Origin of the sequence: Rhodococcus sp. 5A-K4 (genome assembly GCF_046097995.1) — a bacterium.
GTDB lineage: Bacteria > Actinomycetota > Actinomycetes > Mycobacteriales > Mycobacteriaceae > Rhodococcus_F > Rhodococcus_F erythropolis.
On sequence record NZ_JBJURM010000006.1, the window covers coordinates 45812 to 58889 of the forward strand.

The 13078-nt window shown below is 61.5% G+C and carries 16 protein-coding genes; 10 read left to right on the top strand and 6 right to left on the bottom strand.

Going from position 1 to position 13078, the window contains the following annotated elements; translation table 11 throughout:
• Positions 1-91: 91 nt before the first annotated feature.
• From ACKAMS_RS09970 to ACKAMS_RS09985, 4 genes are all read left to right on the top strand, one after another.
• Positions 92-607: a toxin-antitoxin system HicB family antitoxin gene (locus ACKAMS_RS09970; RefSeq protein WP_029256566.1), complete on the top strand. Its 516-nt coding sequence runs from the start codon at positions 92-94 to the stop codon at positions 605-607.
• A 65-nt stretch (positions 608-672) separates the two neighbouring features.
• A complete protein-coding gene (locus ACKAMS_RS09975; protein WP_408988949.1) occupies positions 673-1548 on the top strand; it encodes a DUF4097 family beta strand repeat-containing protein in 876 nt (291 codons plus the stop codon).
• 14 nt (positions 1549-1562) lie between these two features.
• Positions 1563-2504, top strand: a complete 942-nt coding sequence (locus ACKAMS_RS09980; RefSeq protein WP_021333361.1) for a daunorubicin resistance protein DrrA family ABC transporter ATP-binding protein — start codon at positions 1563-1565, stop codon at positions 2502-2504.
• Positions 2501-3292, top strand: coding sequence for an ABC transporter permease (locus ACKAMS_RS09985; RefSeq protein ID WP_080910301.1), 792 nt, complete (start codon positions 2501-2503; stop codon positions 3290-3292). Before ACKAMS_RS09980 ends, ACKAMS_RS09985 begins: the two co-directional genes overlap by 4 nt.
• Here the strand turns inward: ACKAMS_RS09985 and ACKAMS_RS09990 are convergent.
• Both ACKAMS_RS09990 and ACKAMS_RS09995 read right to left on the bottom strand, forming a co-directional pair.
• A complete protein-coding gene (locus ACKAMS_RS09990; protein ID WP_197941472.1) occupies positions 3247-4041 on the bottom strand; it encodes a 2-phosphosulfolactate phosphatase in 795 nt (264 codons plus the stop codon). The two genes, ACKAMS_RS09985 and ACKAMS_RS09990, sit on opposite strands and share 46 nt — an antisense overlap.
• A 12-nt stretch (positions 4042-4053) precedes the next feature.
• Complete coding sequence (locus tag ACKAMS_RS09995) at positions 4054-4881, bottom strand: transglutaminase domain-containing protein (RefSeq protein WP_080910299.1); 828 nt, start codon at positions 4879-4881, stop codon at positions 4054-4056.
• A gap of 88 nt (positions 4882-4969) precedes the next feature.
• Here ACKAMS_RS09995 and ACKAMS_RS10000 point away from each other — a divergent pair, with 88 nt between their 5' ends.
• On the top strand, positions 4970-5983 hold the full coding sequence (locus ACKAMS_RS10000) for an ABC transporter substrate-binding protein (RefSeq protein WP_225989364.1): 1014 nt from the start codon (positions 4970-4972) through the stop codon (positions 5981-5983).
• On the opposite strand, the gene ACKAMS_RS10005 is transcribed toward ACKAMS_RS10000, so the two are convergent.
• On the bottom strand, positions 5958-7250 hold the full coding sequence (locus tag ACKAMS_RS10005; protein ID WP_020971204.1) for an MFS transporter: 1293 nt from the start codon (positions 7248-7250) through the stop codon (positions 5958-5960). The two genes, ACKAMS_RS10000 and ACKAMS_RS10005, sit on opposite strands and share 26 nt — an antisense overlap.
• Positions 7251-7382: 132 nt before the next feature.
• Between ACKAMS_RS10005 and ACKAMS_RS10010 the strand changes: the two genes are divergently transcribed.
• A complete protein-coding gene (locus tag ACKAMS_RS10010; RefSeq protein ID WP_408988950.1) occupies positions 7383-8504 on the top strand; it encodes an endonuclease/exonuclease/phosphatase family protein in 1122 nt (373 codons plus the stop codon).
• Here the strand turns inward: ACKAMS_RS10010 and ACKAMS_RS10015 are convergent.
• Both ACKAMS_RS10015 and ACKAMS_RS10020 read right to left on the bottom strand, forming a co-directional pair.
• On the bottom strand, positions 8475-9392 hold the full coding sequence (locus ACKAMS_RS10015) for an alpha/beta fold hydrolase (RefSeq protein ID WP_408989047.1): 918 nt from the start codon (positions 9390-9392) through the stop codon (positions 8475-8477). The two genes, ACKAMS_RS10010 and ACKAMS_RS10015, sit on opposite strands and share 30 nt — an antisense overlap.
• A gap of 18 nt (positions 9393-9410) precedes the next feature.
• Positions 9411-9554 carry a hypothetical protein gene (locus ACKAMS_RS10020; RefSeq protein WP_408988951.1) on the bottom strand — a complete coding sequence of 48 codons (144 nt, stop codon included), beginning with the start codon at positions 9552-9554 and terminating at the stop codon, positions 9411-9413.
• A gap of 106 nt (positions 9555-9660) precedes the next feature.
• Here ACKAMS_RS10020 and ACKAMS_RS10025 point away from each other — a divergent pair, with 106 nt between their 5' ends.
• The gene (locus ACKAMS_RS10025; protein ID WP_408988952.1) at positions 9661-10263 is read left to right on the top strand and encodes a TetR/AcrR family transcriptional regulator; all 603 of its coding nucleotides are present in this window, start codon (positions 9661-9663) and stop codon (positions 10261-10263) included.
• On the opposite strand, the gene pip is transcribed toward ACKAMS_RS10025, so the two are convergent.
• Positions 10251-11210, bottom strand: a complete 960-nt coding sequence (pip, locus tag ACKAMS_RS10030) for a prolyl aminopeptidase (protein WP_021345940.1) — start codon at positions 11208-11210, stop codon at positions 10251-10253. The genes ACKAMS_RS10025 and pip overlap by 13 nt on opposite strands.
• Positions 11211-11310: 100 nt before the next feature.
• Here pip and ACKAMS_RS10035 point away from each other — a divergent pair, with 100 nt between their 5' ends.
• From ACKAMS_RS10035 to ACKAMS_RS10045, 3 genes are all read left to right on the top strand, one after another.
• Positions 11311-11769, top strand: coding sequence for a hypothetical protein (locus ACKAMS_RS10035; protein ID WP_019745870.1), 459 nt, complete (start codon positions 11311-11313; stop codon positions 11767-11769).
• A gap of 4 nt (positions 11770-11773) precedes the next feature.
• Positions 11774-12370: a hypothetical protein gene (locus tag ACKAMS_RS10040; RefSeq protein WP_020909569.1), complete on the top strand. Its 597-nt coding sequence runs from the start codon at positions 11774-11776 to the stop codon at positions 12368-12370.
• A gap of 84 nt (positions 12371-12454) precedes the next feature.
• A complete protein-coding gene (locus ACKAMS_RS10045; RefSeq protein ID WP_020971209.1) occupies positions 12455-13075 on the top strand; it encodes a TetR/AcrR family transcriptional regulator in 621 nt (206 codons plus the stop codon).
• The last annotated feature ends 3 nt before the right edge of the window (positions 13076-13078 follow it).

Below are 13078 nucleotides of genomic sequence, written 5' to 3' on the forward strand. Positions count from 1 at the left end.
CCACCCCGATGAGCTGGCACTTCTCATCAAACTCACACGAATGTGCCACCAAACTATTGCTATGGCACCAAAGTGGTGCCATAGTGATGCCATGGACTTGACACCGTACGTAGACAACCTTCGCCACGAACTCGCGGTGGCGGCCGAAGCAGGCGGAGAAGACGCAAAGGCCCTCGCCGATCGTTTGACCGCACCGCTGGAATCAGCAGTGCGACTCACCCTTCTCGACGCATTGTCTGCGGCAGCCGCCGAGATCACGCGTGACCTCGCCCCAGGCTCGGTGGACCTGCGCCTACGGGGACGCGAACCCGAATTCGTGGTGGCACCAGCCATCAGCGAACCGGCTCCGGCCCCCGCCGAAGAGGAACCGACTCCGGCTCCGCGCCCCGTCACGGAGTCCGACGACGCCTCGATGACTCGAATCAACCTGAGGCTGGGGCAAGACCTCAAAGACCGGATCGAGGCGGCGGCCAAGGAAGCCGGGATCTCCGTGAACGCGTGGCTGGTTCGCTCGGCTGCAACTGCGCTGGAAGGCGGCATGAGCAGAAGCACTCCGAGACAGCGCACGTCCCAAGGCTCCGAAAGCTTCAGCGGCTGGGTGCACTGACACCGGCTTCACCTTTCGCACGACCCTCTATCACCAACCGAGACAACCTCATCGGGAGTATCACCATGCCTACATTCAGCACACCTGACCCCATCACCTTGAACTTCGACGTGGCAGTCGGACACATCCGGATCGCTGCGAGCAGCCGCAACGACACTGTCGTGGAAGTGTTGCCCAGCAACTCTTCTCGCGAGGTAGACGTTCGAGTCGCCGAACAAACGCGCGTCGAATTCGCAGGTGGCCGGCTACAGATCAAGACTCCGAAACAGCGCGGCCTCGGCATTTTCGGGAAGACAGGATCTGTCGACATCGCCGTTCAGCTTCCCTCCGGCTCGGGACTCGAAGGCACTGCCGCAGTTGTCAGCCTGCGCGCCGAAGGCACTCTCGGACGCTCACGCATGAAGGTCTCGGCCGGAGATTGCACACTGGACACCACCGGACCGCTCAACGTCAGCACCGGCGCCGGAGCGATCATCGTCGAGCATGTGGCCGGTGACATCGACACGAGCACCGGGTCCGGAAGCATCCGCATCGGCCGCGTCGACGGCAACGCGGAGGTCAAGAATTCCAACGGCGACATCAACATCGGCACGATCACCGGCGCACTGAAGGCGAAGACCGCCAACGGAAGCGTCGCCGTCGAGCACGCCGAATCCGACGCGAGCGCCGCAACCGCCAACGGCGACATCCGTTTCGAGACCATCGAGAGTGGAGTCGTATCCGCCAAGACGGCCGCCGGGCGAATCCATATCGGCGTTCGATCCGGAACCGCCGCACGATTCGACGCGCATACGTCCTTCGGCCGCGTCGACAACCAGATGAATGCCACGCACGGTCCGGCTTCCACTGAACGCCGGGTAGACGTCCGGGCACAAACCAGCTACGGCGACATCGTCATTCGACGTTCGGAGCCCCGAGAAGAATCCAACAAGAAGATCTAGCGAAAGGAACGCTGATGTCCCGTAAACCAGCCATCACCGCGACGGGTCTGAAGAAGGCCTACGACGACAAGACGGTACTGGACGGAATCGACATCTCCGTCGACCGCGGAACCGTCTTTGCACTGCTCGGCCCCAACGGCGCCGGCAAGACCACCATCGTGGAAATCCTCTCGACCCTCGTTCCCGCAGACGGCGGCGACATCCGCATCGCCGGGTACAACCCTTCCGACGATCCTGACGCGGTGCGTTCGCGCATCGGTGTCACCGGACAATTCTCGGCGGTAGACGACTACCTGTCCGGCGAGGAAAACCTTCTCCTCATGGCCGATCTTCACCACCTCGGCAAGGACGAACGCCGCACTCGCACTGACGAACTCCTGGAGAAGTTCGATCTGCAGGGCTCCGCGGACAAACTCGCGTCGACGTACTCGGGCGGCATGCGCCGACGGCTCGACCTGGCAATGACGTTGATCGGACGACCGGAGATCATCTTCCTGGACGAGCCCACCACCGGCCTCGATCCCCGGAGTCGACGCACCATGTGGCAGATCATCCGGGAGTTGGTCAAGGGCGGTGTCACCATCTTCCTCACGACGCAGTACCTCGAGGAAGCCGATCAACTGGCCGACCACATCGCCGTCCTCGATCAGGGACGGATAGTCGCCCAAGGTACGGCAGCGGAACTCAAACGACGCATTCCCGGCGGCCACATTCGTCTTCACTTCATCGACCGAGACCAACTCGACTCTGCTGCTGCTGTTTTCGACGAGTCTACCCGTGACGATGCCGCCTATGTCCTGCAGGTTCCCAGCGACGGCGGTGTCCGCTCGCTGCGCTCTCTTCTCGACCAACTCGACGCTCACTCGATCGACGTCAAGGAACTCTCCGTGCACACACCGGACCTGGACGACGTGTTCCTGACTCTGACCGCCACCGAAAGGACCGACGCGCGATGACCACCATGACGCTTGCCTATCAGGACTCGAAAACCATGCTGCGTCGCAGCATTCGACACATCCTTCGATATCCGTCGATGACGGTGATGCTTGTCGGGATGCCAGTCGTCTTCCTACTGCTGTTCGTATACGTGCTCGGCGGAACGCTCGGGAACGGCCTCGGCCCAGGCGGTGGCGGCCGAGCCGAGTATGTCAATTACGTTGCACCGGCGATTATTCTGATGACTGTGGCATCAGCGGCACAAGGTACTGCCATCTCCGTCGCAACCGATATGACCGCGGGGATCATTGCACGATTCCGCACGATGGCGATCACGCGCACGTCCGTCCTGACCGGTCACGTTCTCGGCAGTCTCCTTCAGACGGTCGTGAGCCTCGTTGTAGTCATCGCCGTGGCGATAGCCGTCGGCTTCCGGCCTACTGCAGGCTTCGTGGAGTGGGTTGCCGCGTTTGCTCTCCTCATCCTGGTCTCCATCGCGATGATCTGGTTGTCCGTTGCCTTCGGCCTCGTCAGCAAGAGCGTCGAGACGGCCAGTAATCTTCCAATGGTGTTGATCCTCTTACCTTTCCTGGGAAGCGGATTTGTCCCCACCGACTCGATGCCGACCGTGCTGCGATGGTTTGCCGAGTATCAGCCGTTCACTCCGATCATCGAGACTCTTCGAGGACTTCTTCTCGGCGAAGCGATCGGGAACAACGCCATACTCGCGATCGGATGGTGCGTCGCAATCACCTTCCTCTCCTACCTCTGGGCGCGGAGTTTGTTCAATCGACGCCCGGTGCGCTGACCTCGAAACACACGATCTTCGAGAACAGGTACGGTGTCGCTGTCGTCGAGTTCCGAGGCGATGGCGACGTCGTGTGGAAACCCCATGACGATCAACTCGCGTCCTGAGGCACAGTCTCGCAGGCGGTCCTCGTACGAATCCGACACCGCTGTCCAGGCATCCGCCGCCATCTGCGCCTCGGGCGACAGGGAACCTTCCCAACCAGCCGCGGTCAACGCCGTGACAACCCCGCCGGCGCCCCACAGATCCTCCACTGCCGGGCGCAACTCTCCACCGGGCCACTTCTCCCCGGATGCGACTATCGCAACCCGCGATCCCGGACCATGTTCGTGCACAATCCAATCAGCGACGGCGGAAGCGTTCCTCAATGAAGCGCCGACACACACCGCAACCTCGGACGCCAACGCAAACGCGATGGTCGACCCGTTCGGCGACGGCAGTACCAGCCGACTCGGCACCTCGGCCCCGCGAATCGTCTTGGGAGACAGACTGATCTGTCCCTCCCTGGCCACACTTCGTCGTACTGCAAGAACCGCATCGGCATCACGCGCGTAATCGACCGCACTCTCGTCGTTCCAGGAATAGGGAAGTACGTCGATTCCCGCATCGGCGGCGACGCTCAGCGTCGTCGTGAACGAGAGGACGTCTACCACCACTGCCACATCGACGCCGACAGCAATTGCTTCGGCGCCGCGCAGGCCCCAGTCGAATCGAAGTCCGTACTCGAGTTGGCGATGCTCCGGATTCATCGCACCAGCATCTCAGAAACGAATCAGCTTGTCCGGCACGCACAAATCCTCGTGCTCGTACAGCGCTCGCACGGCAACTGGATCGTCGCCGGCGCACACCTCGGCTATATCGTCGAGCAGTAGGTCGTAGTCGGCGCCGGTCTTTCCGTCGTAGGCGTCCGTCATACGACCCCACTCGTCCCACGGCAGGGTTTCGACCTTGTTCATCGCGGCAAGATCCTTCACTGCGTTGCCGCGGATCTCGGCAGGCCCCCAGTTCTGGGTGCCGTACACCCCGAACTGGGACCCGTCGATCTCGCCGCGTCGATACGCCAGCCACGCCTCACCACCACTGAGGAATTCTCCCGGCTGCAGGTTATGGGCGCGAGGAAGGACGTTCTGTCCGAGGATCTCCGAATCGATGCGGATCCACCGCTTGCCGGCGTCGTCCCAGTACTCGGTGATCCAGTGGTCCACGCCCTGTCCCGGTTGAAAGTAGGTGGCAAAACCACAGCGGACGCGAGCGGCAATTCCGCGATAGCGCAGAAACGCACAACTCAAAACAGCAAAGTGCCGACAGGTTCCGACGAGCCGCTTGTCGGGTTCTCGGGCGGAGGTCACCGGTGCCGGATCGAGCGCAAGCAAGCGTTGGAGCAGAACGCTTGCCGGCCGGATCTGGTTTTCGTCGAATCGGTCGGTGGGCAGATTCAGCGACCGCGCATCGGTGGGTTGGACCACCAGGTACGGCACTACCCGGCATATTTGCACGGGGTCGGTGGGGAGCGACTCGAGGGCGAGCGGGTCCACTCCGTCGATGCGGGTGAACGGTCCTGCTGATGTGTAGTCGAGAACCGCCGTCATGGGCGGAGACTAACAAACACTGCCGACACTGCCGCTCCACTATGGTTAGGGTCCCATAACCATGAAACCCGAGGTTGCTGTGAACCCAATGTTGAGCCGCCGTGCCATGCTGTCCGTCACCTTCGCAACAGCAGCAGGTTTTGCCCTTGCTGCCTGCGGCGACAGCGCGAAGGACGAATCCACTCCCGGCACCGAAGGTGCTCACGCCGAGGCCAACGCCTTCCCGGTGACGATCGACCACAAGTTCGGCTCCACCACCATCGGGCAGGCGCCCAGCCGCATCGCAGCGGTCGGCATCGGCGACGCAGACGTTCTGCTTTCCCTCGGGCTGACGCCCGTCCTGGTCCCGGTGTGGAAGGGATCGACCGACGACGGAATCGGAGTCTGGGCCGACTCGGCAGTCCAGGGCGCCGAGCCGACACCACTGGCCAACGCCACCACCGATTTCGACATCGAAACGATCGTGGCAGCAGCGCCTGACCTGATCATCGCCGTCAACAACGCGATCGACGAGGATCTGTACAAGCAGCTCAGCGCCATCGCGCCGACTGTGCTTCACGCCGCCGATCAGACGGATTGGGTGCTGCCCTGGCAGGAAGTCACGACCCGCATCGGTACGGCTGTGGGCGTTCCCGCGCAGGCAAAGCAGGAGGTCCAGGAAGTCGAAGACCTCATCGTTCGCACCCGCGCGGAGAACCCCCAGTTCGAAGGCAAGACAGCAGCTCTCGTCATTCGCTGGAGCGACGGAAATCTGCGGGCGTTCAGCCCTGAGGCAGCGCGCGCTCAGTTGCTCACGCAATTGGGATTCACGGCTCCTGCCGCACTGAAGGATCGGTTCGCGGGCAAGCTGAACTACGAGATCTCCGCCGAAAACTACGACCTCCTCGAGTGCGACTACCTGCTCTTCGACAACTACGAAAAGGCTCGCCCCGAGATGGAGACGCAGCCGGCGTTCACCAATCTGAACGTGGTCAAGACCGGCGGCCTGATCAGCTTGGACCCCATCGTCAGTGACGCGGTGTCCATGCCGAACCCGCTCACCATTCCGTTTGTGCTGGAAGATTTTGTAGCAAAGATCAATCAGACGATCGCGGGTCGATAACCTTCGTTCGACCGGACCACACCCACAACACCACAGCCGACACGGCCACGCAGACCGAAACGATCACCCATGGTGACGCCGGCGCTGCGTGGCCGTTGTCGACTAGGTCGTACACGAATCCGACTCCCACGGTTCCCAGGAGCGCGAGCAGACCGCCGATCGTGTTGAGCATGCCGAAGTGCGCTCCGAGGTTGCTTTCACGACCGAGGATGGCAATGGTGTCTCGCATCGGCGGCACCATCAACATCTGTCCCAGGTGCAGCAGCCCGATCCACACCGCCAGACCGACTATCTGCGTCGACGCCGAAACTGCGGAGTCGACGCCGGTGACCAGCGGAACCAGGAACGACACCGAAATGAGCACAAGCCCGAAGGTGATCGCGCGTCGATGCCCGATGCGGTGGGCAACCGCGACCGTCGGTCCCTGCCCGACGATCACCAACACCGCTGCGCCCACGTAGAACCATCCCAGCGCCGACTGTGAACCGATACCGCGCTCGAGCTGTTCCGGCAGCATCAGGTACAGCTGGCTGTACGCAACCAGCTGAAAACTGCAGAGCGTCGCGAAGAGCAGAAAGTTGTTGTTGGTCAGCACGCTTCGCCAGACGTCGCGCAGCGTATAGGTCGACACCGGGCCGTCGTGGGCATCGCCCGGCCGCGGGAACCAGATGAAGAACCCGACCCACATGATCGCGAACAGCAACGCCGCGCTCGACGCCGTCCACGAGAACGGAAACATCAACAGAGCAGCACCCAATGCCGGACCGATCACGGTTCCCAGACGACTGCACATCTGTTCCACTGCAAACAGATCCGTACGACGCATGACTCCTGAGGTTTCGAGTTCGCGTCCATATTCGGCGTTGGCCGACTCCACTGCGGGTGCGAACAGAGCCGCGGCGAACCCGACCAGAAGCACACCGACGATCACCGCCGCCATACTCTCGGCCAATCCGAGCATCAGGAAACCGACCACGCGAACTGCGATGCCCAGCAGAATGATCGGACGCTTGCCGAACCTGTCGGCGAGGCTTCCACCGATGAAGAACATGCCCTGCTGACTGAACATCCGGAGTCCGAGGACCAGGCCGACAATCCAGGCCGCGAATCCGAGGTCCTCCGAAAGGTGCACCGCGAGAAAGGGGACAACCAGATAGAACCCGATGTTGAACAGCACCATCGAAAGAAGGAGCAACTTCACCACCGGCGGCAGGACACGAACCTTCGCGAAGGTCTTGTTACCGGGGAAACGCTCACTGAGTACCACGACCAGAAGACTATTGCCCGCGCGGTGTTCTGTGGAAATCTGCCATTTTGCAATTGGTTAACTGTCCGTTTAGGTAGCGATGGTAATCATCTTCCGGGGGTTCGAGCACACGACAACGAGAGCCGGGATTTGATGAATGGATTGACGCGCCGTCAGATGGTCAAGGCGATGGCGGTAGCCGCAGGGACAGTCACCGCAAGCGCATTTACCTTGGGTGCCAATACCTCCGTCGCGGGGGCGAACCCCGCGCAGGAGATCAAAGTGCTCTCCCTCAATACCTGGCACGGCGGAACCAAGATCAACGGTGGCCTGCAGCTGATCGCCGACATGATCATCTCGACCCAGGCGTCGATAGTTCTCCTGTCGGAAGCCGGCACTGCGACAACTGTATTGGCCGACATGCTGACCAAATCAGGAACCACCTTCTACGGAGCAGCGTCCTCCGACGTGGGGATTCTCTCCAAGTTTCCGATCGAGGAAACAGCCAACCTGAACTCGATGATCAAGGCAGTCGTGACGGTCGACGGCAAACAAATCGCTGCTTACTCGGCACATCTGGCCTACACGTCCTACGCAACCTATCTACCGCGCGGATACGGCGCGGGTGTTCCCAAGCCTGGAGAGTTCTCCGAGTTCGGCTGGAACAAGATGCCGTCCGGTCCGGTCACGGACCCCGAGACGGTTCAGCGTGTGAACGTCAATTCGGGACGACCCCTGGCAATTTCGACGTTCATCGACGATGCGGCCGCAGAACGGGCGAAGGGCAGGTCCGTCATCCTCGGCGGCGATTTCAACGAACCGTCGGCCCTGGACTGGACCGACGGCACGCGAAATCTGTTCGACCACAACGGTGTCGTCATTCCGTGGGAATCCACCCGTCTGCTCGACCAAGCCGGATTTGTCGATGCATACCGCAGCAAGTACCCGAACCCGGCTACACACCCGGGCTTCACCTGGCCGTCCGACAATCCCGACGTCGACACCTCACAGCTCACCTGGGCACCCGAGGCAGACGAACGCGATCGGATCGACTACATCTTCGCCGACCGCGCTTCCGAGCTGAAGCTGGGATCTGTAGGAATCATCGGACCCCGAAAGACGATCGTGCACAACAAAAGAGTGGAGGAGAACTCCCAGGACAACTTCATCGCTTCACCGACGCCGTGGCCGACCGATCACAAGGCCGTTCTTGCGACGTATCGTTTTGCCAGCTTCGGCGGCGGATCATCTACCGGTTCGTGGAGCGGTTCCTGACAGGGCATCTCGTAGCCAGTCGATCATCATCGGCGTCAACTCGGGCAGCTTGGTCACTGCACAGTGCCCCGCATCCGGGATGACGTGTACCTGCGTGTTCGGGCGCTCTTCGAAGAGTGTTGTGTCCGAGAGCGGGATGTGAACGTCGTCGGCCCCGTTGACCACAAGCATCGGGGTCCGGCCGTCGTCGGCGGTCATCAAGACACTGCGATCGAACGCACGGAGACCCTGTACCAGCGCCTCTTTGGTTGCCGGGGCATCGAAACCCAGTGCGTTTCCGACGATGTCGCCCATGCCGTAGACCAGGCGCTCGGCATTCGCGGTCTCGAACGCACCCTTGACCGGGGCGCCGATGTTGATCACCGCATCGACGGCGCCGGTCAACCCCGAGCGCACGGCGAAGTTGCCGCCGAAGGAGACTCCCAGGTGCGCCACCTGCCCGTTGCCGAGAGCGCGAGCCGTCGATACGAGCCCGTCGATCACCTCGTCGCCGAAAGCATCGAGAGGAACGGGTGATTCACCAGTTCCCGGCTGATCGAAAGCAACAACCGTCACCCCGGCGTTCTTCGCGAACGCACTGGCCAACGGATGCATGTCCATCTTCCAGCCGTCGACGCCGCCGCTGAGCAACAGGACGGGTGCGTCTTCGTACCGTCCGTCCGCCGAGAGGATGTGTACCGGTAGCTCGATCTCGCCGTTTCGGTAGGGCAGGGGCAGGATTCGACGCTCGAACTCGAGCCCGAATCCTGGTGCTGCCTTGACGTATTCGTCCACCTGATTGCGCAGAGCCCGTCGACGGGATTCGTTGGCCAGCACCGGGAACTTGGCGATTCCGTAGATCATCGCTGCCAGGGAATGATTGCCGGCCGCGGAGTACTTCGCGGCCAGCGCCGACCACTCGTACGATCAACCACCCGGCGCGTCGGCCCAGGTCGAGTTGATGGACGCGCGCAGTTCCTCGAGATCCGAGACGGGGAGCCCGAAGCTCAGAAACTGTCCTGTGCGCTCTTCGAAGAGGCCTCGGTGATCGACAGGAAATTCGTATGACATGGGAAAACACCCCTCAATTCATCTCTAATGCAACGATCAGTTGCATTAGCTCAGTGAACCACGCGTCTCCAGCTAACACAACACCTTGTTGCGATAAGGTTGACCCATGACCTCGACACCACAACGGCCCGGAGGGCGTAGCGCCAGGGTGCGCGAGGCCGTCCTGGCGGCCACCGCGGCCGAACTGTCCGAACGCGGATTTGCAGCGATGACCATCGAGGACATAGCCGCCCGTTCCGGAGTCCACAAGACCACGATCTACCGGCGATGGAGCACGCTGCCCCAACTGGTGGCCGACGCGGCCGTCGAGGTATCGGCAACCACCGTCCCCATCCCGGATACCGGTTCCATCGAATCCGACCTGCGCGAGATGGCCAGATCGATAGTCGCACTGGTGACAAGCGAGTCGGGCGGCGCGTTGGTGGCCGCACTGTTCTCGGACGCGGTTCGTACGCCGGAAGTGGCGAGACTCAAGCGCGAGTTCTATTCCGCACGTTACGAACTGGCCGACATAGTGGTCCGCCGAGCAGTCGAACGCGGGGAAATCTCCGAGAAGGTCTCAGCTGCTGATCTTCTGGCGGCCGTCGCCGCGCCCATCTACTATCGCCTGTTGGTCGCCGATCTACCTGTCGACCAGTCGGTTGCCGATCGCGCTGCTGCCGGCGCGCTCGCTGCGGCGCACGCCGGAGCACTCGATCAGACCGAATGAGCCAGTGAATTCAGCGCTTCCACGATTGCCTCGTTGAATCCACCCCCGCCATGCCCGGCGTCGTCGAGCACCACCAACTCACTGCCCGGCCAACGCTGGTGGATCGCCCAGGCAGTATCGAGTGGTCCGGAAATGTCATACCGGCCGTGCACGAGAATCGCGGGAATCTCGGCGAGACGGTCCATTCCGTCCAGGATCTGATTCGGCGCGAGGAAGCAATCGTTGGCCCAGTAGTGCGTGACCAGCCTGGTCATCACCCGACGGAAGTCCGGATTCTGGTATCGAACACTCGGAGTCCACCCCGGCATCAGCGACACATGTACGTCTTCCCAGCGGCACCACTGCACCGCAGCATTTTCCCGCACAACAGGATCCGGATCGGCGAGCAGTCGCGCGTATGCCGCCGGGAGATTCCCGTCACGCTCTTCCACCGGCAGCTGCGCGACGAACTCTTCCCATTCACGCGGAAATATCCTGCCCATGGCACGGGTGATCCATTCGATTTCCACTCTCGTCCCGCCGGTGATCGCGCCCAAAGCCATCGCGATCACCCGCTCGGGAAACGCTTGGGCGTACACCAGACCCAAACTGACGCCCCAAGAAAGGCCGGAAACGATCCATCGTTCGATACCGAGATGTTCACGAAGACGCTCGATGTCGTCGAGGATGTGCGCCGTCGTGTTCACGGTGAGATCGACGTCCGGGCTACTCGCGAGAGGAAGACTGCGCCCACAGCCTCGTTGATCGAACAGAACTGCGCGAAAGGTTTCGGGATCGAAAAAACGCCTGGCACCGACAGTGCATCCCGCACCGGGGCCACCGTGGAGATAGAGAACCGGGACACCGGCCGGGTTACCGACGGTCTCCCAGTAGAGGCTCTGACCATCGGGCACTTCCAACAGTCCCGACTCGTACGGTTCGACGGGCGGGTACAGGACAGCGCTCATAGGCGGTAATTCTTCCATCAACCGACGTGTCCGGTAAGCAGCACGCGTCCGGGCTATGGCCTAGCGTGGACATGACACCTCTGCGACGGGAGTACACCAGATGCGTGATGGGTTCAGGTTGCCGGGGTACGGCGGCGCCGCGGTATTCCTTCGCAGTCATGCGGTACCCGCCGCTGTCTTCGAATCCGACGTACCCACACTCGTTTTCGACGTAGGCCTGCTCAGCCCCGATCGGTTCAATCAGTATCTCAGCAGACACACCGACGAAGGATTTGTCGAACGGCTGGCGGCGTTCTTCTTTCACGCGGCCGCAGACTTTCATCCCGAGAAATCGCTACCGGCGTTCACCGACGAACGACTCGGGCTGATGATCTCGGTCTGTTCCAGCACCGATCGAGAGGTGGAACTCGACTTCTCACTCGCCGAGGATCCCGAATCGGAGGACACCGAACGCGACGAGATGACCTTCGAGACAAGCCGAGTCGTCCTCGCGACCTCGGCTCAAACGGTTTCTCGACTCACCGGTGGAGTAACCACCCACTTCGACGGAGAGTGGTGACGACATGGGTTTCCTCTTCGAGGTTCTCGATTTTCCCGACGGCAGTCGGATGACCGACCTGTGGAACAACACGTGGGCCGAGCCGGCAACCGGAGAGGAGATCGCGTCCGGCCACTTCATTCACCTCGGAGACGATCAGCACGTCGACGTGGAGACAGATTTTCTCAGTAGTCACCTGCCGTTCAACGTGGCAGGCTTCGGCGGAGTCTTTCCCGACGGCAAACCCTGGATGTTCGTCATGCAGAAGGCACCGGCCGACCTCGCGACCAGGCTGCGCGGTGAGGACGATCCACACTCCCTTCTGCGCGGATCACTCGACCGCGCCATGTCTTTCAATCCCGATGCACTGGTGGCCGAGGAATTGTCCTGGAGGCATGACGATCTGGTGAAGGTGTACGAGGAAGAGGGGATCCCAGCAGCATCCATCGCCGGCTGGTCGGCCGCGGATCTCCTGCGCGGCCTCTTGGCGCAGTGTTGTAATGCCGAACTTGCCGCCGTCGTCGCCGGATACCCCGAATGTGCCTACCCCGAATCGGCGCATGCGTGCGAAGCAGACGTGTTCTCCGACGTGTTCGCCGGTTGGGTCAGCGGACTGCGGTGATGTGACGGAGGAGACCCCACCCTCTCGACATTTCGGAGTAGACTCATTTATGAGCGTGATCCGAAATGAAACGAGGTGAGCGGGATGACGAAATCGGACCAAGAGTTGGGTCGTCGTGAACGCAACAAACTCGAGAAGCAGGCACGCATCTTCGACGCCGCGGCCGAACTGTTCGCGGAAAAGGGCTATAGCGCAGTCACAACTCAAGAAATTGCCGACCGCGCCGATGTAGCCGGTGGCACCCTCTTTCGTTACGCCGCAAGCAAAGCCGAGCTACTGCTCATGGTGTACAACGCGGAGTACCGCAAGCAGATCGAACTGGGAGAAGAGCGTGAGGCCAAATCGACGGGCACAGAAGATCGTGTGCTCGAGCTGGTTTCACCCCTGCTGATCGCGAGTCGCCGAAACGACGAGAACACCGGTATCTACCAACGCGAAGTGTTGTTCGGCGAGCCCAGCGAATGTTTCCGGGCCGAAGGTCTGGAACTCTCGCAGCGCCTGCAAACGCGGATTGCGCAAATCTTGCTCGAGGGGCACCCCAACCACACCACCCGAACCATCACTGCAGCGCGAACGATTTCCAACGTGCTGCACTTCGAAATAGCCCGCGCGGCATTGGACCGGATCACGGCTGACGAACTCACGAACATCGTTGCCGCACAAGTTCGATTGACGCTTGCCGGACTACCCACCGAAAAGGATTGAGGA

Coding starts and splice junctions, on each gene's coding strand:
- ACKAMS_RS09970 (WP_029256566.1), top strand. CDS start 92: ATGGACTTGACACCGTACGTAGACAACCTTCGCCACGAACTCGCGGTG.
- ACKAMS_RS09975 (WP_408988949.1), top strand. CDS start 673: ATGCCTACATTCAGCACACCTGACCCCATCACCTTGAACTTCGACGTG.
- ACKAMS_RS09980 (WP_021333361.1), top strand. CDS start 1,563: ATGTCCCGTAAACCAGCCATCACCGCGACGGGTCTGAAGAAGGCCTAC.
- ACKAMS_RS09985 (WP_080910301.1), top strand. CDS start 2,501: ATGACCACCATGACGCTTGCCTATCAGGACTCGAAAACCATGCTGCGT.
- ACKAMS_RS09990 (WP_197941472.1), bottom strand. CDS start 4,041: ATGAATCCGGAGCATCGCCAACTCGAGTACGGACTTCGATTCGACTGG.
- ACKAMS_RS09995 (WP_080910299.1), bottom strand. CDS start 4,881: ATGACGGCGGTTCTCGACTACACATCAGCAGGACCGTTCACCCGCATC.
- ACKAMS_RS10000 (WP_225989364.1), top strand. CDS start 4,970: ATGTTGAGCCGCCGTGCCATGCTGTCCGTCACCTTCGCAACAGCAGCA.
- ACKAMS_RS10010 (WP_408988950.1), top strand. CDS start 7,383: ATGAATGGATTGACGCGCCGTCAGATGGTCAAGGCGATGGCGGTAGCC.
- ACKAMS_RS10020 (WP_408988951.1), bottom strand. CDS start 9,554: ATGTCATACGAATTTCCTGTCGATCACCGAGGCCTCTTCGAAGAGCGC.
- ACKAMS_RS10025 (WP_408988952.1), top strand. CDS start 9,661: ATGACCTCGACACCACAACGGCCCGGAGGGCGTAGCGCCAGGGTGCGC.
- pip (WP_021345940.1), bottom strand. CDS start 11,210: ATGAGCGCTGTCCTGTACCCGCCCGTCGAACCGTACGAGTCGGGACTG.
- ACKAMS_RS10035 (WP_019745870.1), top strand. CDS start 11,311: ATGCGTGATGGGTTCAGGTTGCCGGGGTACGGCGGCGCCGCGGTATTC.
- ACKAMS_RS10040 (WP_020909569.1), top strand. CDS start 11,774: ATGGGTTTCCTCTTCGAGGTTCTCGATTTTCCCGACGGCAGTCGGATG.
- ACKAMS_RS10045 (WP_020971209.1), top strand. CDS start 12,455: ATGACGAAATCGGACCAAGAGTTGGGTCGTCGTGAACGCAACAAACTC.